Source organism: Brevibacillus panacihumi W25 (assembly GCF_000503775.1).
In the GTDB taxonomy this organism is placed as follows: domain Bacteria; phylum Bacillota; class Bacilli; order Brevibacillales; family Brevibacillaceae; genus Brevibacillus; species Brevibacillus panacihumi_A.
This window is the reverse complement of the sequence record NZ_KI629787.1, coordinates 509,676-531,087: the sequence shown is the minus strand read 5'-3', so window position 1 is coordinate 531,087 and position 21,412 is coordinate 509,676. Positions and strand designations below refer to the sequence as shown.

General features: G+C 50.6%; 19 protein-coding genes and 1 pseudogene. 4 read left to right on the top strand and 16 right to left on the bottom strand.

All coding sequences use genetic code 11. From position 1 onward, the window contains the following. Nucleotides 1-108: 108 nt before the first annotated feature. From T458_RS55850 to T458_RS55840, 3 genes are all read right to left on the bottom strand, one after another. Nucleotides 109-747, bottom strand: coding sequence for a Crp/Fnr family transcriptional regulator (locus T458_RS55850; RefSeq protein ID WP_023555601.1), 639 nt, complete (start codon nucleotides 745-747; stop codon nucleotides 109-111). A gap of 324 nt (nucleotides 748-1,071) precedes the next feature. Next, nucleotides 1,072-2,124 (bottom strand): LLM class flavin-dependent oxidoreductase, encoded by a 1,053-nt coding sequence (locus T458_RS55845; protein WP_084568103.1) that lies wholly within the window; start codon nucleotides 2,122-2,124, stop codon nucleotides 1,072-1,074. A 187-nt stretch (nucleotides 2,125-2,311) separates the two neighbouring features. Then, nucleotides 2,312-2,971 (bottom strand): response regulator, encoded by a 660-nt coding sequence (locus T458_RS55840; protein ID WP_023555599.1) that lies wholly within the window; start codon nucleotides 2,969-2,971, stop codon nucleotides 2,312-2,314. 61 nt (nucleotides 2,972-3,032) lie between these two features. Between T458_RS55840 and T458_RS55835 the strand changes: the two genes are divergently transcribed. Next, on the top strand, nucleotides 3,033-5,351 hold the full coding sequence (locus T458_RS55835; protein WP_023555598.1) for an ATP-binding protein: 2,319 nt from the start codon (nucleotides 3,033-3,035) through the stop codon (nucleotides 5,349-5,351). Between the two features lie 64 nt (nucleotides 5,352-5,415). Here T458_RS55835 and T458_RS55830 read toward each other — a convergent pair whose 3' ends face one another. The 8 genes from T458_RS55830 to T458_RS55795 all read right to left on the bottom strand — a co-directional run bounded on the left by T458_RS55830 (nucleotide 5,416) and on the right by T458_RS55795 (nucleotide 11,769). Next, the gene (locus tag T458_RS55830) at nucleotides 5,416-5,916 is read right to left on the bottom strand and encodes a flavin reductase family protein (protein WP_023555597.1); all 501 of its coding nucleotides are present in this window, start codon (nucleotides 5,914-5,916) and stop codon (nucleotides 5,416-5,418) included. Between the two features lie 40 nt (nucleotides 5,917-5,956). Beyond that, nucleotides 5,957-7,402, bottom strand: a complete 1,446-nt coding sequence (locus T458_RS55825; protein WP_023555596.1) for a purine-cytosine permease family protein — start codon at nucleotides 7,400-7,402, stop codon at nucleotides 5,957-5,959. A gap of 160 nt (nucleotides 7,403-7,562) precedes the next feature. Continuing rightward, on the bottom strand, nucleotides 7,563-8,360 hold the full coding sequence (locus T458_RS55820) for a cyclase family protein (RefSeq protein WP_023555595.1): 798 nt from the start codon (nucleotides 8,358-8,360) through the stop codon (nucleotides 7,563-7,565). Between the two features lies 1 nt (nucleotide 8,361). Further along, nucleotides 8,362-8,652, bottom strand: coding sequence for a hypothetical protein (locus T458_RS55815; protein ID WP_023555594.1), 291 nt, complete (start codon nucleotides 8,650-8,652; stop codon nucleotides 8,362-8,364). Continuing rightward, nucleotides 8,637-9,656, bottom strand: a complete 1,020-nt coding sequence (locus T458_RS55810; protein WP_023555593.1) for a thiamine pyrophosphate-dependent enzyme — start codon at nucleotides 9,654-9,656, stop codon at nucleotides 8,637-8,639. Before T458_RS55810 ends, T458_RS55815 begins: the two co-directional genes overlap by 16 nt. Continuing rightward, nucleotides 9,656-10,891, bottom strand: coding sequence for a hypothetical protein (locus T458_RS55805; protein WP_023555592.1), 1,236 nt, complete (start codon nucleotides 10,889-10,891; stop codon nucleotides 9,656-9,658). The genes T458_RS55810 and T458_RS55805 overlap by 1 nt, the downstream gene beginning before the upstream one ends. Beyond that, a complete protein-coding gene (locus T458_RS55800) occupies nucleotides 10,891-11,187 on the bottom strand; it encodes a 4Fe-4S binding protein (protein ID WP_023555591.1) in 297 nt (98 codons plus the stop codon). The genes T458_RS55805 and T458_RS55800 overlap by 1 nt, the downstream gene beginning before the upstream one ends. 6 nt (nucleotides 11,188-11,193) lie before the next feature. Further along, nucleotides 11,194-11,769 carry a 2-oxoacid:acceptor oxidoreductase family protein gene (locus T458_RS55795; RefSeq protein WP_023555590.1) on the bottom strand — a complete coding sequence of 192 codons (576 nt, stop codon included), beginning with the start codon at nucleotides 11,767-11,769 and terminating at the stop codon, nucleotides 11,194-11,196. 325 nt (nucleotides 11,770-12,094) lie between these two features. On the opposite strand from T458_RS55795, the pseudogene tnpA reads away from it, so the two are divergent. The 3 genes and pseudogenes from tnpA to T458_RS55780 all read left to right on the top strand — a co-directional run bounded on the left by tnpA (nucleotide 12,095) and on the right by T458_RS55780 (nucleotide 14,418). Continuing rightward, nucleotides 12,095-12,495: pseudogene (gene tnpA / locus T458_RS55790) on the top strand (IS200/IS605 family transposase). Nucleotides 12,496-12,501: 6 nt separating this feature from the next. Next, the gene (gene tnpB / locus T458_RS55785; RefSeq protein ID WP_023555589.1) at nucleotides 12,502-13,605 is read left to right on the top strand and encodes an IS200/IS605 family element RNA-guided endonuclease TnpB; all 1,104 of its coding nucleotides are present in this window, start codon (nucleotides 12,502-12,504) and stop codon (nucleotides 13,603-13,605) included. 171 nt (nucleotides 13,606-13,776) lie between these two features. Next, the gene (locus T458_RS55780) at nucleotides 13,777-14,418 is read left to right on the top strand and encodes a Crp/Fnr family transcriptional regulator (protein WP_023555588.1); all 642 of its coding nucleotides are present in this window, start codon (nucleotides 13,777-13,779) and stop codon (nucleotides 14,416-14,418) included. Nucleotides 14,419-14,457: 39 nt separating this feature from the next. On the opposite strand, the gene T458_RS55775 is transcribed toward T458_RS55780, so the two are convergent. From T458_RS55775 to T458_RS55755, 5 genes are all read right to left on the bottom strand, one after another. Continuing rightward, complete coding sequence (locus T458_RS55775) at nucleotides 14,458-16,443, bottom strand: sodium:solute symporter family protein (protein WP_023555587.1); 1,986 nt, start codon at nucleotides 16,441-16,443, stop codon at nucleotides 14,458-14,460. A gap of 16 nt (nucleotides 16,444-16,459) precedes the next feature. Further along, the gene (locus tag T458_RS55770; RefSeq protein WP_023555586.1) at nucleotides 16,460-17,224 is read right to left on the bottom strand and encodes a cyclase family protein; all 765 of its coding nucleotides are present in this window, start codon (nucleotides 17,222-17,224) and stop codon (nucleotides 16,460-16,462) included. Nucleotides 17,225-17,235: 11 nt separating this feature from the next. After that, on the bottom strand, nucleotides 17,236-18,054 hold the full coding sequence (locus tag T458_RS55765) for a beta-keto acid cleavage family enzyme (RefSeq protein WP_023555585.1): 819 nt from the start codon (nucleotides 18,052-18,054) through the stop codon (nucleotides 17,236-17,238). Nucleotides 18,055-18,224: 170 nt separating this feature from the next. Next, nucleotides 18,225-19,898: a sigma-54 interaction domain-containing protein gene (locus tag T458_RS55760; RefSeq protein ID WP_252989900.1), complete on the bottom strand. Its 1,674-nt coding sequence runs from the start codon at nucleotides 19,896-19,898 to the stop codon at nucleotides 18,225-18,227. A 154-nt stretch (nucleotides 19,899-20,052) separates the two neighbouring features. Continuing rightward, nucleotides 20,053-21,276: a branched-chain amino acid ABC transporter substrate-binding protein gene (locus T458_RS55755; RefSeq protein WP_023555583.1), complete on the bottom strand. Its 1,224-nt coding sequence runs from the start codon at nucleotides 21,274-21,276 to the stop codon at nucleotides 20,053-20,055. Nucleotides 21,277-21,412: the final 136 nt, after the last annotated feature.

Here is a 21,412-nt window from a genome sequence, read left to right as displayed (position 1 = left end):
CCTTCACCTCTTCGATAAGTAAGCGCTGCTCTTATATAAACGGTACAAGTACCGAAAAATCTGGATCGTTACGGGAAGGAACCAAAATGATGGCTGTGGATGAAATCGTCAATGATAGATTCTGCTGAGCTTTTCCTGCTCCTTGATCACAATCATGCGATTCTGGATATCAATTAAATTGCTCTCTTTCCATTTTTTCAACACTTTGTAGACCGTAATTCGGGTCAAGCCCGTACAGTTCGCGATGTCCTGCTGAGTCATGGAAATTTTGTCCGAGCGGTATGTCTTCCTGAATTTGGAGAGGGAATAAGCGATATACTGTTCAGCTGTAAACGCTTTCAAAAGAATGTCTTCGCTCAATATTCTCATTTTTTGGACAATTGAGTCTACAAAGAAAGGCAGGAAATCCGGACAGGCTTGCACCATCTCTCTGAATGCCGCCTTGGAGAAATAATAGAGGACTGTATTTTCTACGGCAATGGCGGAAGAAAAGTAGGCCAACTCGTCAATCGCCTGCTCGCCGAACAGCTTCCCTTCTCCGTGCATATCCAGGATCTTCTGGCTGCCATCCGGTTTTACCGTCACAATCTTGACCAATCCCGAATGCAAGTAATAAAAGCCTGATCCTATCTCGCCCTGTGAATAAATGACCGCTTTTTGTTTTTTAAACTGTCTTTCGCCATATTTGAGGTAGGGCTGCCAGGACACATTTTGTTCTTGGTGCTTGTTGTTTAAAATCATCGACATACAATGCCCCCCTAATCGTGAAAGATATGTTTGCAAAAGCCGTTAACTCAAGTGCGCATTGGTGAATGAATCCAGCTTTTCAATCAAGCCTCCTACCCCTACCTCCCCCAAAATTTTGGCATTGGGCAAACTTGGTCACGACCAGATACAACCCTCCCGCTAAAGGATACCATGATTTCGCGATCGGGGATGTTAACCAGTTCACGAATTTGCTGAATTTTCATTGCAATCCCCCCGAAAAGATTGCTCCTGCCATGAGAAAGAAGGGGTAATCCCTGTTATCAGAAATTACCCGCTTCGCTTCCTCTACATGTACAGGCGCGTTTATTTAAAGTTCGGAATGATGTGCTTGCTGATCAGTTCTTGCTGCTTGATCACTTTCCAATGATCCATACCGCCGTAATTGGTCAAGAAATCAATCTCCGTCAAGCCTTCTACTTCCCGCTTCACACGCTCGATTTTTTCACAAATTTCTTCCGGCGTTCCGATCCAGACCACATCGCCCTCGGTGATTTGCTCATACGTCATATCCGCCAGTTTTTCGAGAATGCCTTTGGCGTAGAAGTTGAAGCCGGCGTTGATCATGCGGTCTTTGTTGGGCAGTTTTACAGTTGGCGCACTGTTGCCCGCGAGGAAGTTCTTGAAGTGTTTTTCCGACTCCTTGCGAATCTGTGCAGCGTCGTCATCCATATAGACGGCATGCAGCCATACAACCTGCGGCTCATTGCCGTATTTATGGCAGGCGTCGCGGTAGATATTGAGCTGTTCTTTCAGGTTTTCAAGCGGCAGCAATGGCGGGACGAAGATTCCCCATCCCTTCATTCCGGCTTGCTCGTACGTACGATTGCTCGTTCCGCCAGTATAGTACGGCATTTTCTTTTGCAGCGGTCTTGGCACGATGTCCACGTCCTTGGCTGTGAAGAATTCGCCTTGGAAGTTTACGCGTCCTTCGCTCAATCCTTGCTCCAGAATCGCCAGCGCTTCTTCAAATCTCGGCTTGGCTTCCTCGATTGGCACGATGCCCTCGTCAGGGAATACCCAAGCATGTCCGCGTCCCACACCGACCTCAATCCGGCCGTCTGTCAGAATGTCCGCGACAGCGATCTCCCCTGCCATGCGCAGCGGATTTACTTGCGGCAAGATGTGCAGGGCTGTACGGAAGCGGATGTGTCGCGTCTGATGGGCCACAGCAGCATAGACCGCGAGTGGATTGGCAGAAACGGAGAACTTCGAAAAATGATGATGATCGATAAGCGAGTAAACGTCGAAGCCCGCTTGATCAGCATGAATAATCTGCTTGATCACTTCATCGTACACTTGCTTTTCTGTCTTACCGTTCGACAGTTGCATTTCGGAATACAGTCCAAATTTCATCATTCGACTCCCCTTTGCATGTCTACCGTAAATATTTGTATTTTTTGGTTCATTTTCTACTCTACTGGACAATGAGCCGAAATGTATATGTGTAGTCCCGTAACTTCGGGAAGCTGCCACGAAAAAAAGTGCTACCGAGCGGCAGCACCAAGCTCTGTTTAGTTTCGCGTTCCTTTCCCCTATTGTATGGCTAGGGATCCATGTGGGCTGTGCCGATTTTCCCGAACTTCTCAATCGCCTCCGCCCTTGATTTCACATTTAGTTTTTGATAAATATTGGTTAAATAATATTCGATCGATCGCGTTGTCATGAATAGCTCCTTGGCGATCTGCTTGTTGGTTAACCCGCGCCCGACCATACTCAGAATATAGCTTTCCTTTTCACTGAGCGGCTGATCCTTGTTGCTAGTTTTGCTTTTCGTCTTCTGAAAGTCTATTTGATGGAACAAGCTTAGCGGAATAATGGTTTCTCCTCCCCGGACGGCTTCCATCATGCGAATCACCTGTTCTGGTGTAGCATCTTTCGTCAGCACGCCACTGATGCCGACCGCGATCAGCTTTTGCAGGATCGGCAGGTAATTCATGCCGGTAAAAATCACAATATGGGCCTCGGGTCCGGACTCTTTGATTTGTCTGGCTACTTCAATTCCTTCCATGTCGGGCAGCTTGAGATCCAACAGGATGATGTCCGGCTGATATTGCTTAAACATTTCGACAGCCTCTTTTCCCCGATCCGCTACGCCGACTACTTCCATATCCTCGACCGATTCAAGAATAAATCGCGTGCCGAAACTGACTGTAGGGTGATCGTCGACGATCAATACCTTTATACGCTTGGAAGCAACTTTCATTCCCCTCATCCTTTCTCTTTCGCGCACTCATCACAGTACAACAAGAAGGTGGTCGTTATGCTTGAAGAACAGATCGAATCTATCTGACGCCATGTCGGCACAAATACAGGATAAAATGAGACAAACCCTGCAAAACCTGCAAAACGTAGTCTTTACCTATACCAAACGCGAGGACGGAACCCTCATTTACAATCTGTATGAAGGCAGGATTGCGGAAGAGCTCGGCTTGACCACAGACCGGATCTACGGCAAGACGCTGCACGAGGTGTTTACTGCGGAAAAAGCGGATTACCTCACGCATTTTTACAACGAAGCCTTCAAAGGTACTACGGTTACCTATGAATTCGAATACGCAGGCAGAATCTTCTACAACGTTCTCTCCCCTATCGTGGCGGACGGGGAAGTTGTCGAGGTCGTCGGCTCTGCCATCGACATATCCGACCGTAAAAAAATGGAGCTGGAGCTGGCAAAAGCGCGCGACCAAGCCTTGCTGTCATCCCGCCTGAAATCGGAGTTCTTGTCCACGATGAGCCATGAAATCCGCACGCCGATGAACGGCATTATCGGCATGCTGGATTTGCTGCTGCAGTCCCCCCTCAATGCCGATCAGCAACGGTACGCCAACATCATCAAAAACTCGGCAAACTCTCTGCTGGCGATCATCAACGACATCCTGGACTTTTCCAAAATGGAAGCAGGAAAAACAGAGTTGGAAATCCATGATTTTCAGCTTCTGTCCCTGGTGGAGGACATCCTCGAGCTGATGGCCGCAAAAGCGATGGGCAAACAGCTCTCTCTCTATGCCTATGTAGATCCGTCCATACCCGCTGTCTTGCGTGGCGACAGCGGCCGGATTCGTCAAACGCTGCTCAATCTGATTGGAAATGCGATCAAATTTACCAATCAAGGAGAAATCGCGATTCGCGTCACAGTCGAAACACCGCATCCCAAAACGCCTGTCATCACATTTTCTGTGCGCGATACCGGGATCGGCATCCCTGAGGAGGCGTTTCATCGATTATTCCAGCCCTTTACCCAGATTGACGGCTCAGCCTCCCGCCAATTCGGCGGTACAGGACTCGGACTGTCCATTTGCAAGCATATCGTGCAAATGATGGAAGGAACGATCGATTTTGAAAGCGAAGTGGACAAAGGTTCTACATTCACCTTCTCCATTCCGCTGGAAGTAGCGCCTGACCATCCGGAGCCGGCCCGATCCCCTGCTCTGCCCAAGCGGATTTTGTGCCTATTGAAAAGCCAGCGCGAGTTTGCGCATATCCGGGAAATCCTGTCTCACCTCGACGTGTCATGCGTCTGCGCGGCGAATGTAGCTGACGCCAGCAGCCTGTATACCGAGTCGGCCCAGGGAGATCCTTTTCAGGTGCTCATCACAGACGTGGAGGAATATGAATTACTACCATTATACCCCAATTTAAAAGGTTCGCTTAAACCGAAAATCATAAAGATTCACTCCTCCTTTCCTTCCATGCATGAAAAGAAGCAGAGCGGGGCGTATCCACTGTCATTCGACAGCTACCTGTCCAGACCCATCAAGCAGTCCCAGTTGCTATACCTGCTTGGCCATTTGCAGGACAGAGAAGTGCAGCAGTCTTTTCCCCATCTGACGGAACCGGCGCATCCCGGGAATTATTCCTATCAGATCCTGGTCGCGGAGGATAATGAGGTGAATGCCGAGATCGTCATGCTCCAATTGCAGCAGCTCGGCCTGTACCCGCATCACGCCAAAAACGGGATCGAAGCGCTCTCTTTTATCGCCAGACACAACTACGACTTGATTCTGATGGATTGCCAAATGCCGGAAATGAATGGCTTCGAGACGACCCGCCGCATCCGCCACAGCGAGTTGAGCCATGGGCGTCATGTTCCCATTGTTGCGCTCACAGCCAATGCCATGCGCGAAGATCGTGAGCTCTGTCTGGAAGCAGGAATGGATGATTATCTGAGCAAACCCTTTACATACGAACAGCTTCAATCGATTTTAAAAAAATGGCTTCCCGGCATACATCCCGCAAAACTGCCGTTCGACAACGATAAGGTGACACAACTTTTTCGCGGGGATCGGCAAGGAGGAAAACAAAAGTGGCTCGCCTTGATTCAAACCTTTGAAAAGCAAAACGACAAAGCCCTGACCGAGCTGAAAGCGGCTTTCGCGAAGCGGGACCTGCACGCTTTCTCCCGCATTATCCATTCGACAAGATCAGGCTGCGCCTTCATCGGTGCCATTAGTCTCGTCGAGCTTCTGACTCAGTTGGAAGAAATCGATTGTACAGCCCGGCCTGAAGAAGCATCCGCATTGCTGTCAACCATTCAGGAGGAATTCGGAGTGGTGCATGCGTATTTACGAGGAATGCAGCTTTGATGACACAAAGGAAAAGCCAGTATTCGCCTGTTGCGAATGCTGGCTTATTTATTGCTAGGAGAGTTTATTCGAACCAGTTGGGCGGGATGCTGCCAACTTTTCGCCGAAAATACAGCAAGGGATTCTTGTCGGTCTTCTCAATGTGCACGACCTCACCGATAAAGATCGTGTGATCACCCGCCTCTACGGTTTGGACTGTCTGACATTCCATCAATCCGAGCGATTGAGGCAAGATGGGAAGCCTGCGCTCCGACCAGCTCCACTCCACATCATCGAACTTGTTGGGTTCTCTGCTTGAGAATCGCCAGCATACCTCGTTCTGATCCTCTGCAAGGATATGAACGGCAAACCTGCCTGCCTGTCTGAAGGCTTTCAGCGATCCAGCCCTGGCATCTACACAAAAGAGGACCAAAAGCGGTTCGAGGGAGACGGAGACAAACGAATTGGCGGTCAACCCTGCCGGTTTCCCTTCCACGTCCTCTGTCGTGATGATCGTCACTCCTGTCGGATAGCTCCCCATAATGGCTTTGAGAATATCGGCATTGCTGTTCACATCCGTTTGCATTCGCGTTCCTCCCTTTCCCTTGTCCCTTTTTCTTTCCTCTCTATCTATTTACCATGCTCCAATCCTTTCCCGTCACCGTGTAAGCCGGTTTGAGCACGTACAAGCGCAGAAGCGGATACACAACCCCGGAAACGACGAGGGAAGTAAAGAATTCAATCGGAATCCACGTGTTCAACACATAGTGGGCAAGCACAACGCCGATCACAGTAGAAATCACCCCGGACCAATTGACCTCCTCTGCGCCAAAACGGCTCGTATCCTGATGCCCCAGTTTGGGACGCACAAGGAAGTAATCGGCGATCATAATTCCGGCGAAGCAGGTGGTGATCACCCCCAGAATCGTGATCCAGGCGTTCACCAGAGCGAGAATCTGTCCGTACAGCATGATCAGGCCTATGATGTTCGCCATCACTACGAAGACGAATCTCCCCGGCTTCCAATTGAGATTGTCAAAGAGATTGGACAGCGCCAACGAGCCGCTGTAGGTGTTGAGCACCTGCGCTTTGAACTGGGCCAGAACCATCAGGATAAACCCGATGATGCCGCCAAAGATGATGAAGGCTGCCGCGATGCTGTCCGGGCTTTGCAAGGCGGTCTGTGCCGCAGTAGCTGCATCCATGCCCTGCACCTTCATGTAGTAATCAGTGATTGTCGGCATGCCGGCGAACATCACCAAACCGCCGATGGTCAGCATGCAGATGTCCATCGCGATATTCCCCAGAAAAGCAGCGATCCCGATGTCCCTGGACCTGCGCGCATAACGGCCGAAATCTGCGTCTACCAGCGCCAGAGCACCAGCAGATCCGATCAGCACGTTGATGCCGAAAATCAGCTTGTCCGTATCGTTGGTCACTCCCATCCCTGCGAGAACCTCCGGCGGAAACTGTGCTCCGAATGACAGAACCGAGCTCCAGGATTGGCCAGACACCGCGATAATGTCGAAGAGCATATAAAGCAGTACCCCGAAAAAAGCGACTAGCGAGTATGAGGAAACCTTCGCCACGAGCTTGAAGCCAAATGTCGTTATGACAATCCATAAAATCGTTAAAATGCCGTAGATCACAATTTTGGCAGGTAGCGTATCCTCGATCCCGAAGAAGAAGAGAAAACCTTTGTATAACAATGCATTCTCAATCGCCAGGAAGCCCAGGATCATGAATCCGTATATGGCGGAAGCGATGATCGACCCCTTGTTGCCGAAGCCGTACATGCGCGACATGACCGTGCTGGACAATCCCGATTTGAAAGCGATATGCCCCACGGCCCAACCGAGCGCTCCCCCCACGACCGTCACGATCAGACCTGCGATAATGCCGATTTTGATTCCTGCGACAAACGTGACCAATGCTCCGAAAAACAATTGAATCAGTGTAGTGGCGATCCCCGCCGTATTCCACGATAGACTCAACCACCCCTGACGCTCTGACTCAGGCACACTCTCCAACGCGTGATCTTCAATGACAGATTGCATATTTTTCTCGCTCATAGACGAACCACCCTCGATATTCAATTTTTTATGGAAGTTATAATTGCAGAATATTGCAAATATTACGAATAAAAGTGAGGCAAGAGCAAAATGAATGCTTTCTTCATTTTGCTCGCCAAGTAATGAAAAGATGATGTCTAAAAGTCTTACGCTGTCAGCTTTATTTTGCTACCGGCACTAATGCGATCGGACGAATCGGGCTGCCGCTGCCGTCTGTAATCTTCAGCGGAGTGGCGATGATAACGGCACCCCTTGGAGGCAGCTTGTCGACATTCGCCAAGGATGCCATGCCGTAGCGGTTCGCCTCATGCATGTAGTAATGGCTTGGGAAAGCAGGCTCTAAGGTAGCAGCAATCCCAGCATCGGTGCCTACTGTCTCCACTCCTACTCCCAGAATCTTTCTCTCCCGCGCCAAAAAGGCTGAGGTCTCTGGTGCAAAGCCGGGCGTATGGGGCATGCCGTCAGCTCCGACATTGAAGAACTTCTCGTGATCATCGTTGTATGCTGCCCAGCCTGTATGCAGGATCAGATAGGCATGCTCGGGAATTTGGCCATGCTCGCGCTCGAATTCCAATACATCCTCAACCGTCAACAGGTAGTCAGGATTTTCCTGGCACTTCTGCTTGACGTCAATGACACAGGCTTCTCCAATCATATTCTTGATTGGCATCGTATCGACGCCATCCTGTCCTCTGCCGCTGATCCAGTGGCGAGGAGCATCGAAGTGCGTCCCTACATGTTCGCCGGTCGTAAAATCGTTCCAATACCAAGCGGGACCGTTATCATCGTAATTGGACAGGCGGTTGTAGCGGAATGTTCCGGTGTTGACAAATGGTTCCGGCAATTGCATCACGGGTGTTTTTTCGTTCAATGGCTGCGCCAGATCAACGACTTCAATGCCACCGCTGATGATGCCAGCAAGCAGATCACCCAACAGATCTTTTGTGGAAGTACTCATGTTATTTGCCTCCCTTTAACCATTTTTCAAAATCATTCGCACTCATCTCTTTCATTTTTTGCTCGATTTCCAACTGCCGATACCAAGCCGCTTTTCTGCTTTTTCCGTAGTATTCCTGATGAATGACGCTCCCGCTGGCATCTTTGACGTAGAGGGTGGTCTTGCCCAAACGCACCGCATCTCCTGCGCGAAACAGCTTTTCAAAGACCCAGACGAACGGCATCCTCCATGCGTGAGCCGTCGCGTCGATTTCTACCCGATAAGGCAATGGGACCTTTACGTGATTCTGCATAGATCTTTCAACCTCTTGTAGTTTTGGTCCACGGAGTGCTGGAGATGCTTGATCTCTTCACTCGTCAGATGCGCGTACTTTTGCATGGAGCGCGTATACTCCTCGATCGGAGTCCGCCTTTTCACTTCGTACGTCATCCTGAATTTGCCTTCCACACACTCCCACAGCGGGTACAGATTGGTTTCGACCGCCTGTTTTCCCACCTCGATGGTTTTCTCAGTGGGGAATTTCCAACCTGTCGGGCAGCCCGAGTAGAGATGGATGTAAGACATGCCGTTCTTCACCTGCATCGCTTTTTTCAGCTTCTCGATGTAGTCCGGCAAGAACGAAGGGTTGGCTGTCGCTACATATGGGATGTTGTGTGCCGCCATGATCATCGGCATGTCTTTCCCCTTCTGCGACTTCCCTTGGCTGCGCTCCCCGACCGGTGTGGTCTGGGTCCAGGACCATTTGGGGGTCGTTCCGCTTCGTTGCACTCCGGTGTTCATGTACGCTTCGTTGTCATAGCAGATGTAGATGATGTTCTCTCCGCGCTCTGCCGCACCCGAGAGCGATTGGAAGCCAGCGTCTGCTGTTCCGCCGTCACCGGCAAATGCGACCACATGCACATCGCGTCCTTCCCGCTGGTACTGCCTTTTGATGCCTGCGAGCATTGCTGCCGTGTTGTCCAACAGCGGGAAGAATACCGGGATCTTGGTCCCCGATCCGCCTTGGAAGCCGACGACGCCGATCCCGCCCATGCAGCCAGGAGGAATCGCCAGGATGGTGTTGGGCCCCAAAATGCGCAAGGTCGTGCGCAGCGCCAGCTCGGCGTGGCAGCCGAGACACGCGGAGTTTCCCGGAGAGAGCAAATCTTCATGCTTGGTGACTTCGTGGTATGCTTCCTTGATTTTTTTCTCTTCGCGGAAGATGAATCCAAACCGCTTTTTGGTAAAGAAAGAATCGTCCTTTACCAGTGTCGGCTTGGCACCCTTCGGCCGAGTGGAGTAATTGTTGCTCTCCATTACACGATTCCCTCCTTCGCCTCTTGTTCGGAATCCTCGAACAATGACTCGATGTCGACTTCATCCAGCCCAAACCAGGTGACACTTCGGTACTCCCCGCCATTGGCTACATACTGCGTAAGCACGATGGCCTGCTTGATCTGTTCCAGCGTGACATCCGAGCCGCCCAATCCGCCGATAAAATCAATCATCGGCGGCATGGACTTGCCGCCAAACGCTGTCAGCAGCTCCAGGTAGCTGGTGCCGTAGCCTGCTGCGAAGGAGACGTTGCGGTCGATGGTGCCGATCGCCTTGACGCCGGACAGAAGCGTCTTCATCTCTTCCACAGGGAACGGCCGCAGGACGCGGATCCTGACCATCCCTACCTTGATCCCGTGCTCGCGCATTTCATCAATCGCCACACGCGCCGTACCAGCCGGACTGCCCATGCAGACGATGGCAATTTCTGCATCCTCCATGCGGTACACATCCACCATGCCGCCGTGGTCCCGTCCGAACAGCTGGAACCATTCCTGCCGCACCTCTTCGATCACTTTCTTGGCATGATTCATCGCCGTAACCTGCTTGTGCCGATATTCGGTCAGCATCGGTCCAGCCGTCAGCGGATCGACGGACATCGGATTGGCGGGATCAAGCTTCACATGCGTGATGTCGGGCTTCGGCAGGAAACTGTCCACCTTTTCCTGCTCGGGGATATCGACCCGCTCCGCCATATGGGAGAGGGAGAAGCCGTCGTAACAGACGTTTACAGGAAGCAGCACGCCCTTGTTTTCGGCAATCTTGTAGGCTTGCACGACTGTGTCGAGAACCTCCTGGTTGCTCTCACACCAGATCTGAATCCAGCCTGCTTCCCGTACCGTAACCGCATCCTGCTGACCTCCCCAGACCGTTTGCGGCGAGATGACCTCGCGTGTGACCAAGGCCATCACGATCGGCAGACGCATGGTGCTGGTGCGGATATACGGCTCATACATCAAGGCGAGCCCCTGCGAGCTGGTTCCAGTGAATGTGCGTGCGCCTGCGAATACGCCGCCTTGCAGCACACTCAGCGCCGTATGCTCGCTCTCCACTTCGACCAGGTCCGCATCGATCTCCCCTTCTGCGACGAAGGTTGCCAGATACTCGACGAGCGGTGTCTGGGGCGTGATCGGGTACGCAGCCAGCAAGGAGACGCGTGCCAGCTTTGCACCCCAGGCCGCCGCCTTGTTTCCATTTAAAACGTCAATTTTGCCCACTATTCCTCACCTACCTCTTCAAACATCGTGATCGCATTGGCAGGACAAACCTCGGCGCAAATGCCGCACCCTTTGCACCAATCCAGATTGGTATCGTAATGCGTGTTCAACTCGACCTTGCAGCCGACGGGACAATACATGTAACAAGCAGAACAACGCTTGCACAGATCCGGATCTGTAACCGGCCGCTGATACCGCCATAGACCGGTGTTGACGACGTACAGACCTTTCCCGACGGAAGCCACGTTATCGCCAGTGAGTTGATACAACTTGTCAGGCACTTTTGTATCGCTCATCTCTTCTCACTCCGCCTTCCGTATAGGACCGCTCCGGGTAACAACCTGCACTTCGTTATATCCACGGGCGACGGCCACCAGATTTTTTTCTACGATCTTCTTTGGAAAATAGTTCTCTATACATTCGGATAAGGACTGCAGGGAGACCAGCTTGGTCGCCTGTGAAAACGCTCCCAATAAAATGGTGTTGGTAATCGGGGCATTGAATACGTCCAATGCGATGCGGTTGGCGTCAATGATCGCCAAGGTGTCTACCTGCTCGGGAATATCCTCCAAGGTCATCTTCTTGCGGGTGTTCAGAATCGCAAATCCATTCGCTTGTATGCCGTTAAAAACGGGAAGCTGCGCGATCAGCGAGGAATCAAGAACGATGATTCCATCCGGTTCATATACCTGCGTCCTTTCCCGGATCGGCTTGTTGTCCAACTTGACGAAGGCTTCAAGCGGTGCGCCGCGGCGTTCAAAACCGTATGCCGGAATGGACTGCCCGTAATTGCCCTCATGGACAAGAGCATGGCATAACAGCTCAGATGCCATAACGGCCCCTTGCCCGCCGCGACCGTGAAATCGAATTTGTTTCATCTTCTTCACCTCCTTCTCATGGTTGCTTTCCTTCTCTTATAATAGATTATTTGAAAAATTCAGTATGCTAAGCATTTTACACTTTGCCAAGAAAGCTGAACATTCGACATCCCCGAAAAGAGGGGCGGACGCGGAACTCTTCTTTACAATAACAACCGTTCCTTTTATGAATTAGCCGAGAACACTCGTGACTTCAGTCATCAGATGAATCGGCTTCGGACAAGGCGTGTCTTTTGACACGTGAATTGTCCGACATATGTTAACTTAAGATGTAATTTCTTGAAAAACATGTTGCGTATGTTATCCTGTGATTGAGGTGGACAACATGGCAGAAGTCAAACAGGGTAGAGGATATGTGTACTCGATCCAATACCATATTGTATGGTGTGTGAAATATCGCCATAAAGTGTTGCTTGGTGATAGCGATAACAAACGAAAGGAAATACGTAATCAAATTGCTACAGATAACGGTTTCACGATCTCAGAAATGGAAAGTGATTGTGACCATGTTCATCTCCTCATTAGATTGTAATCCGCAACATTCAATTCCGAATATCATCAAAGCGTTAAAGGGTGTTTGGCAAGATTGCTATTTAAAGAGTTCCCCCAGCTAAAAAGAAGCTATAGGGAGGGAATCTTTGGAATCCTTCCTACTTTGTGGCAACCGTAAGTGAACACACGGAAGCGCAAATACGACAATACATTCAAAATCAGAAAGTGAGGTGAAAAGCGATGTTAGTAAATAAAGCATACAAATTCCGTATCTATCCAACCAAAGAGCAGGAAGTATTCATCGCTAAAACGATTGGTTGCAGTCGATTTGTGTTCAACCACTTCTTGGCAAAGTGGAACGAAACATACAAAAAAACAGGTAAAGGATTATCATACGGAGTATGTTCTTCCGAACTGCCGAATCTGAAAAAAGAATTACCTTGGCTCAAAGAAGTAGATAGCATCGCTATTCAATCATCAGTAAAGAACCTCTCAGACGCATATTCACGTTTCTTCAAGAAGCAGAATGATGCACCACGTTTCAAGTCAAAAAGGAATAAAGTTCAGTCGTACACAACGAAACACACAAATGGAAATATTGCGATTGAAGGAAATAAGATCAAACTCCCTAAACTTGGACTTGTTCGTTTTGCGAAATCAAGAGAAGTAGAAGGGCGTATTTTACATGCTACGATTAGACGCAATCCTTCTGGCAAATACTTTGTTTCGTTGTTAGTAGAAACAGACGTGCAACCATTACCAAAAACAAACAGCGAAGTTGGAATTGATGTCGGACTTAAAGATTTTGCGATTCTCTCGAATGGAGAAGTGTTTGAGAATCCGAAATTCCTACGGAATATGGAACAAAAACTCATTTGTGCACAACGCACCCTTTCCAGACGTGTGAAAGGTTCTTCAAACTGGAATAAACAGCGAATGAAGGTTGCACGAATCCATGAACGCATTGCAAATGCCCGAACAGATTACTTGCAAAAAATTTCAATGCATATTGTCAAAAACCACGACATCATTGCGATTGAAGATTTGCAAGTATCGAACATGATGAAGAACCACAAACTTGCCAAAGTGATTAGCGAAGTGTCTTGGTATCAATTCAGAACGATGCTTGAGTATAAAGCAAAGTGGTATGGGCGTACTGTCATTGCTGTAGGCAAAACATTCGCTTCCTCTCAGCTCTGTTCGTGTTGTGGATACCAAAACAAAGAAGTTAAAAATCTTAATTTGCGACAATGGAAGTGTCCTTCTTGTCATAGCGAATGGGATAGGGATGTGAACGCAAGTTTGAATATTCTTGCCGAAGGCAAAAGACTACTCTCTGCATAATCGCAGTAACCGCAGGAACTGCGGGGATAGCTTGGTGGTACATCATGTACTAATTCTGTTCAGTAGAACGGACTACCCAAGAATCTCGTGGCTTTAGCCATGAGAGGTTCAAGATTTGATTACATATGAGAAACGGACGGATAATTCTGATAACGGCAAAGGGGGATCGAGATGTCGAAGCACAAATATGCCTGGAAGCCTTACCTGGCGAGAGGATTGAAAAAGACCTATCCGCCAAAAGCCATCTTGTTTCATCAGGGCGAGATCGGAAACGGCTTTTACTACCTGGAAGATGGCGAGGTCAAGATTCAATTAACCTCTTTCAAAGGGGATGAACGAATCATCGACATCGTGACACCCGGTGAACTTTTTGGAGAAGCAGGCATAAAAAAAGAGCCGTACTTTTCCACGGCTTATGTGATGAAACCATCCACCCTCTTTTATTTTTCCAACGAGGTGTTTCAACAGATCTGCAGGGAGCATCCATCCGCGATCGATATTTTTCTGCAATCCCTGATCCGCAAAGAACGCCTGCTGGCCGAGATTGTAGCGCAAGAGAATCGTTCCTTCGAGCAAAAGCTCGCCTTTTTCCTGCTCAAGCTCTACAACAAAAACAAGGATACAAACATCGCCATCAACCAGATTTCGTTGTCCAATTACATCGGCACATCACGAATTACCGTGTACAAGATCCTCCAGCAATGGGAGAAAAAAGAGATCGTGACCGTGTCCAACCGGTCTATTCAAATCAATGATCTGAACCGGCTGCGCGCCATATTGAATGATGATATTGTGATTCCTTCGGTGGATTGAAGGGAGGGGCCCTGTGTTCGACAGGGCCCCTCCTCGCTATTACGCTCCTTTTTCTTGCAGCAGGGCGGCATGTGCCTGCAGCAATTGCTGTCCACTTGACGTAATTTCCATTTTCCGCCGCCACATTCCACCCTCGTTCACATAGCCCTGCCTGATCAGCTTGGCGACAATTACGGATATCTTGAGGGAATCCAGCTCCTGCTTCTGGATGTACTCACGGAGCTGTTGGCTGCCGGCCCCTACCTTTTGCAGGATGACGAGATCTTCCTTGCTGACCATGCCTTTCTCCGAATGAATCACCAGGAGCCCCTCTTCGACCAGCTTCCTCGCTTCCTCTCCCAAACGGAATGTGTAAAAACCGGGTCCGACATAGCTTTCGCGGAACACAAGCCGCTTTTGATCCAGCATTTCGATGAGGTGGTTGCTGACAGTCGAGTCTTTTCCCAGCATGTCGGTGATTTCAGCCATCGTGTTGTAGCCGGAATGGATCAGACTCAGCACCTCTTGTTCTTCCTTTGTGACGGAGAGAGCGCTTGAATCAGGCGAGCCGTCCAGTCTCCATTGCTTCTCCCCGTAGTACTGGGGCTTGGTCATCAAACTGACTGCGATGGTGCAGACCAGCGTGACAACCAGTCCCACCACGCCGACGTGCGTATACTTCCCGATCACAAACACCTGCAGCAGTTCGAGCAGCGTAAAGAGTGCCGTCACTCCAATGCCTGCAATGGCCCCGATGAAGGCTCCTTGCTTGGTCGTTCTCCGCCACCAGATGCCCAGCAGCACCAGGACGGACGGCGGCCCAAGCCAGGCGGTTGCAAACGCGAACAAATACAAGGGACCACCCGGGTAGAAGCACAGAACCCAGACCAGCAATCCCAGGAGGATGGTGATGACCTTGGACGGTGTGGTCAATTCCCGCGGTGTTGCCTTTGGTTTGACATAGCGTTGGTACAGATCGCGCACCGCCGTACTGGAAGCCCCGATCAGTGCAGTCGTCGAGGTGGAAATGGAAGCAGCCAAGGCCCCGATTAAAGCGAATGCCGTAATGCCGACTGGCAGCGCTTTCAAAACAACCCCAAATGCAGCCATCGGAGAGACAGTCCCTTTTGGTTCAAAGGTGTCCGGGTAAGCAGCGCCCGCGTACAGCCCTGTTGTGACCAGGATCAGATACGGAACCAAAGCGAGCAGAACGGCAGCGTAAATAAAGGATTGCTTCGCCACCTTTTCGCTTCGGGTCGAGGACACGCGCAGCCAGTAGTAATTGTTGCCCCAGACGAGAAAGCAGCCGAACAGGATGATAAACGTAAGCAAGCTGGGATACTGCAGCGACAGGATCGGCAGCTGGCCGCCGGTGATGCCATGTGTCCAGTAACCGGATGGTCCCGACCACTGGGCATTGAGGAAGTCAAAGCCGCCGAATTGGGACAGGATGGCAATAAACATGAGCGGGAGTGCAATCAATCCGATGCACATCTGAACGAAATCCGTAAGCGTAATCGCCCAAAAGCCGCCCACATAGGTAAAGAGCAAAAACAAGAGAAAAATGGCAGAAAGCGTCCAGACAAGAGACCAGCCTGTAAAGCCATTGACGACGATAGCCATAGACACGACGTTGTTCGCCATGATCCCGATCAAGCCCAGGATCGAAGCGATGGTGACCAGCACGCGGACGCGGGAATCAAAGCGCATCGCCAGCCACTCGGGCAAGGTTTGCGCCCCGCAGCGGCGAATGTATGGAGCCAGAAAGATCCCGTACAGCGCCAACCCGCCGAACAGGTAGGCGATCCCGAAACCGAATGATCCCCAAAACCCAGTGGTAATGGCGAGCCCCGGTCCCAGCGTGATAATCGTACCGGCAAAGCCGATGGCCGCCACCCCAAACACGTTGATCAACAGCCCGACTTCCCTGCCTCCCAGTAAGTAATCGTTGGCGCTGTTGACCCATTTGCGCGTCACCCACCCTCCATAAAAAAGAATGATGAAAAAGACCGCCAGATAGAGTAAAAAGACAACGTTGAAGCTCATGTATTCCCCTCCCCGCTTATTCCAAAATGGCTACAGGTCTTGCCCATCCAGCACTAGCTCCTTCGATATTGACGGGAAACACCGCGATCTTGAAGCCAAACGGCCTCGGCAGACGGTCCAGGTTCGCCAGCTTCTCAATCTGGCAGTACTCCTTTTCCCTGCCGAGAAAATGAGCAGCCCACAGCACGCCGTCCCGCGGATTTTCCCTGTAGGATTGCGCCTGCAGATAAAACGGAATGTCCCAGCCCCAGCCGTCTGTTCCCATCACTTTGATCCCTTGGTCGATCAGCCAGCTGGTCGCCTCGGCAGAAACACCCGCATGCATGTTGAAGTACCCGTCCTCGTAGATGTAGCGATCAGCCCCCGTGCGAATCAGAACGATGTCGTAGGGCTTGAGGACATAGCCGATTTCCTCCAGCTTTTGCTGCAGATCCGCTGCCATCAGCTCATATCCGGCTCCTTTGTCATGAAAATCGAGCAATACTCCGTCGCCGTAAAACCATTCGAGCGGCAATTGGTCAATCGTGCGCGCAGGTTTGCCCTCTGATGTTGGCCAGTAATGCCAGGGTGCGTCTACATGTGTCCCTGTATGGGTGCTCAGCGTCACACTCTCTGCAGCCCAAGCCTTCCTTTCGGGAAAGTCATCTGGAGTCAGTCCAAACAAACCAGCCGCCTGCACCGCTCCCTGTTCATGCTGCAAGTACTCGATTTTAGCTGGCAGCGGCTCCTTTACCTTTTCGCTGATCGGTACGCTTAAATCGATGATCTGAAAGTTTCTCATACCTTACCTCCTCATTCTTTGCGCAGTCCCAGAATGGTCCTCGCTTCCTCTACACTAGCTACCTCGCGCCCCAGCTCATGTGATAGTCGGACAATTCTGTCAACAAACTCCGCATTTGATTTTGCCAGCTCGCCCGGCTTGTAATAGACATTGTCCTCCATGCCGACGCGCACATGTCCTCCCATGAGAATCCCGACCGTGTTCATCGCAAGCTGGTTCCTGCCGATCCCGATGGTCGACCAGGTAGAGCCTGCCGGAATCGTCTCGATCAGATGCAGCAGATTTTTCACCGTGGCGGGCATGCCTCCCGGAACTCCCAGGACAAATTGAAAGTGAAACGGCGGCTTGATCAGTCCCTTTTTCGCCAGCATCAAGGCGTTGTTGATCATTCCGGTCTCGAAGATTTCGATTTCCGGCTTAACCTGATACTGGTTCATCTTCTCAGCCAACCGCTCCAGAAAATCGGGCGGATTGAGGAAAACTCCCGGACCGAAATTCATCGAACCGGCATCCAGCGAAGCAAATTCCGGGGTTAATTCACAGATTTTCAAGCGTTCTTCTTCCTGCAGATTCAAGCCGCCAGAAGACGTCAGGTTGATCAGGATGTCGCATTTTTCTTTGATGCGCTCCACTGTCTCCCGGAACGTCTCGAAATCCATCGAAGGATTGCCGTCCCGATCGCGCACATGGATGTGAGCAATCGAAGCCCCGGCTTTCCATGACGTATAGACTTCCTCCGCGATTTCCTTGGGGGTGATTGGCAGGTACGGCGTATCCCTGCGTGTCGTAACTGCTCCTGTCGGCGCCACTGTGATGATCAATTTTTCCAAAGCCCTCACTCCTTTGCATGATCCGTTCACCGATCACACATTACACATTTCGTGCCAATCGAAGGAACAGGCCTGCGGAGTCGGTTCATCTCCAGTTGCAGCAGACAGCAGCGGATTTTGTACGAAAAACGTACAGTGCCAGTGTGCGAAATTCAGACAATGTACGAAATCTACACAGTCAGTCCGTAGCGTTTCATCTTTTGATACAGCGTGCTTCTGGAGATTCCCAGCATTTTGGCTGCTGTGCTTTTATTGCCGTCTGCCTCTCGCAGCACCGACCGGATCTGATTTTTTTCCGTCTCATCCAGACTGTGGACAGGCTCATGCAGGCGGGTTTGGACGGGAGCTTCCCTGGCAAACAGGTTGTCTGGAAACAATTCCGGTCCGAGCGTGTCCCCTTTGGCAAAAACGCAGGCCCGGGCAATCATGTTTTCCAGCTCCCGAATATTGCCCGGCCACCAAAAACGCAGCAAGCCATCTTGTACGACCGGGGATAGGGCGAGCGCGGCAGGAGCAGGCTTGCTTGTCTCAAATTTGCGCATAAAATAATTCGCCAGCATCAAGATGTCCTCCACCCTTTCGCGCAGTGCCGGAATCTTCAGATTGACCACGTTCAAACGATAATAGAGGTCGAGGCGAAAGTTGCGCTTGGCCACTTCTTCCTCCAGATTTCGGTTGGTGGCTGCGATAATTCTCACATCAATCGGGATCGGCTCGTATCCGCCTACCCGCACGACATACCGGCTTTGCAACACGCGCAGCAATTTGGCTTGTATCTCCAGCGGCATTTCGCCAATCTCGTCGAGAAAAACGGTCCCGCCATTCGCCAGTTCAAACTTGCCGGGCCTTCCCCCTTTTCGCGCTCCGGTGAAAGCACCATCTACATAGCCGAACAATTCGCTTTCCACCAGCTCACGGGGAATGGAGGAGCAATCGATCACGACGAACGGCCCGCTTGCCCGCCTGCTGTCATTGTGAATAGCATGGGCAAACAGTTCTTTTCCTGTACCGCTCTCCCCCTCGATCAGGATGTTGGTATCCTCCCGGGCAGCCCATCTCGATTGCCGGATCAGCTCTTGTACATTAGCCGAATGAGTGATGATATCGTCAAAGGTAAAAAAGGCTTTGGCTCCCACCATGTTGGTGACGAGGTTGCGAATGGCTTTGATCTCGCGGAAGGTATCGATTACGCCAATGATTTTGCCCAATTCATCGAAGACGGGGATCGCCGACTTCATCAGATGCAGCTTCCCCTTTTTGGGCATGGTGATAAAGAACTCCTTATTCACCCACCCCTTCCCTGTTTCCAGGACAGACAATACCTCTGGTTGGAAGTCGACGATGTCACATAAATGCTTGCCAATCGTATCGCCCAGTGTAATTCCGAGAATGTCGGCTCCTTGTTTGTTCACGTAGACGATTTCCCCGCTGCGGTTGATCGCCATGAAGCCTTCCGAGATCGTCTCGACGATCTGCTTCTGGTAGTGATTATGGAGCATCATTTCAGCCGCCAGCTTTTTTTCCTTCCATTGCGTGCTGATCAGGACCGAGACCAGATGCCAATGCCGTAAATCGATGCTCGCTTCTCCTCCCGTATGAATGACCAGCCAAAAGCGCTCATTATCCAATTCCATCTGCTCAGCGTAGATGTGCGGAGCTGCAGCGCCCTCCCGCCTGTCAATCGCCTGTTCGATCTCTTCCAGACGCTCCTTGATGTCCTGTTGCAGCAAATCATGGCGGACTTTCCACGCCACGAGAGACAATTCTTCTGTATACAAACAAACATAAGGAAACGGAAATTCTGGCAATTCCTCAAAAAAATGCCGAAGTGCTGAATGAACCATCGGGATCACTTTCCCCTCCTTTTATAGACAGAATGTTCACTCTATTCCTTTCCCACGTCAGGCAATCCTTCCTTTCTCTCTTGCATCTTCTTAACCGAGTGCACGTAAAAAACCGATGCCCATAATTCGCATCGGTTTTTGGTATTTACTGAGGTTATTCCGCTTTTCCAATGAAGGACGTGCCTTCTTTTTCAAACTTGTATACAAAGACGTCTGCGTATTTATTATCCCCTTTTTCGTCAAAGGTGACTTTTACGAATTTGCCCTGGTACTCTTTTGTATTGTGGACTTGTTCCAAAATCTGATCACGAGTTGGCTTTTTCCCGCCGTTTGCCTGGGTGGCAGCCACGATTCCGTTGAGGATCACATTGGCGGATTCAAATGCGTAGTCGGAATAGGTGCCCGGTTTTTTGCCCATGACCTTTTCATACTCTTCTGCCCACTTGCGGCCTTCCTCGGTCTGTTTGGCGTCCCCCGCCAAGGCAGTCAGATAGACCCCTACCGCGGCATCTCCGGCAATTTTCAGCAGGTCAGGGGAATCGATGCCATCCCCGCCCATGAATTTGCCCTGGTAGCCTTTTTCCTTCGCCTGCTTGATAATAATGCCTGCTTCGGGATAAATGCCGCCGAAATAGATAAGATCAGGGTTGCTGGCTACAGCCGTATTCACGACAAAGTTGTAATCCTTCTCCCCCTGGTTTACCCCTTCATAGCCCAACACCTTGACGCCGTCCTTCTCAAACTGCGCCTTCACCTGATCAACCAGCCCTTGACCGTAGGCGGTCTTGTCATGGATCAGGAAGACGGATGTCACGCCGAGCTCCTCTTTTGCGTATTTGGCCCCTTTTGGTCCTTGCGCATCATCCCGCGCACAGATCCGGTGAACCGTCTTTTTGCCTTCTTCTGTCAATGTGACGCCGCTGTTTGCCGGTGATACCATCACCAAGCTGCCGGATTCATACTTTACCGAGGACGGGATTGCGACGCCTGTGTTAAAATGGCCGACTACGCCCAATACATCAGCGTTGGCTACGAGCATTTCCGCGTTGGAAACGCCCATTTTCGGGTCGGCCTGGTCATCCTGAGGGAATAACTGCAGGTCAAAGCCAAGTTTCTTGAACTCTTCTTTTCGCAGTTCGATCGCAAAGCCAGCCCCCGTCTTGATCGCATCCCCAATCGCGGACTGAGAACCGGAAAGCGGGCTTTGGGTGGCGATCAAAATCTTTTCCCCACCGCCAGACGATGGTTCCGCACTACCTCCAGAGGCTTGGGTATTCGTGTTTTGGGCTGGAGCCGAACCTTGCGAGTTACAGCCTGCCAGTGCCATGGCGGCCAACAAGACCGAGGCAAGAACGATATTCAACTTCTTACGCCTCACGTTAATCCCCCCTGAGTACATCTATTTTTCTATCATATCTGTAAATATATGAAAAAATGAAACATTCTGAATCTTACATACTGTCAACAAAAACAGGGATTAAATCTTACATTCTATCTATTTTCAGTCTCTTTTT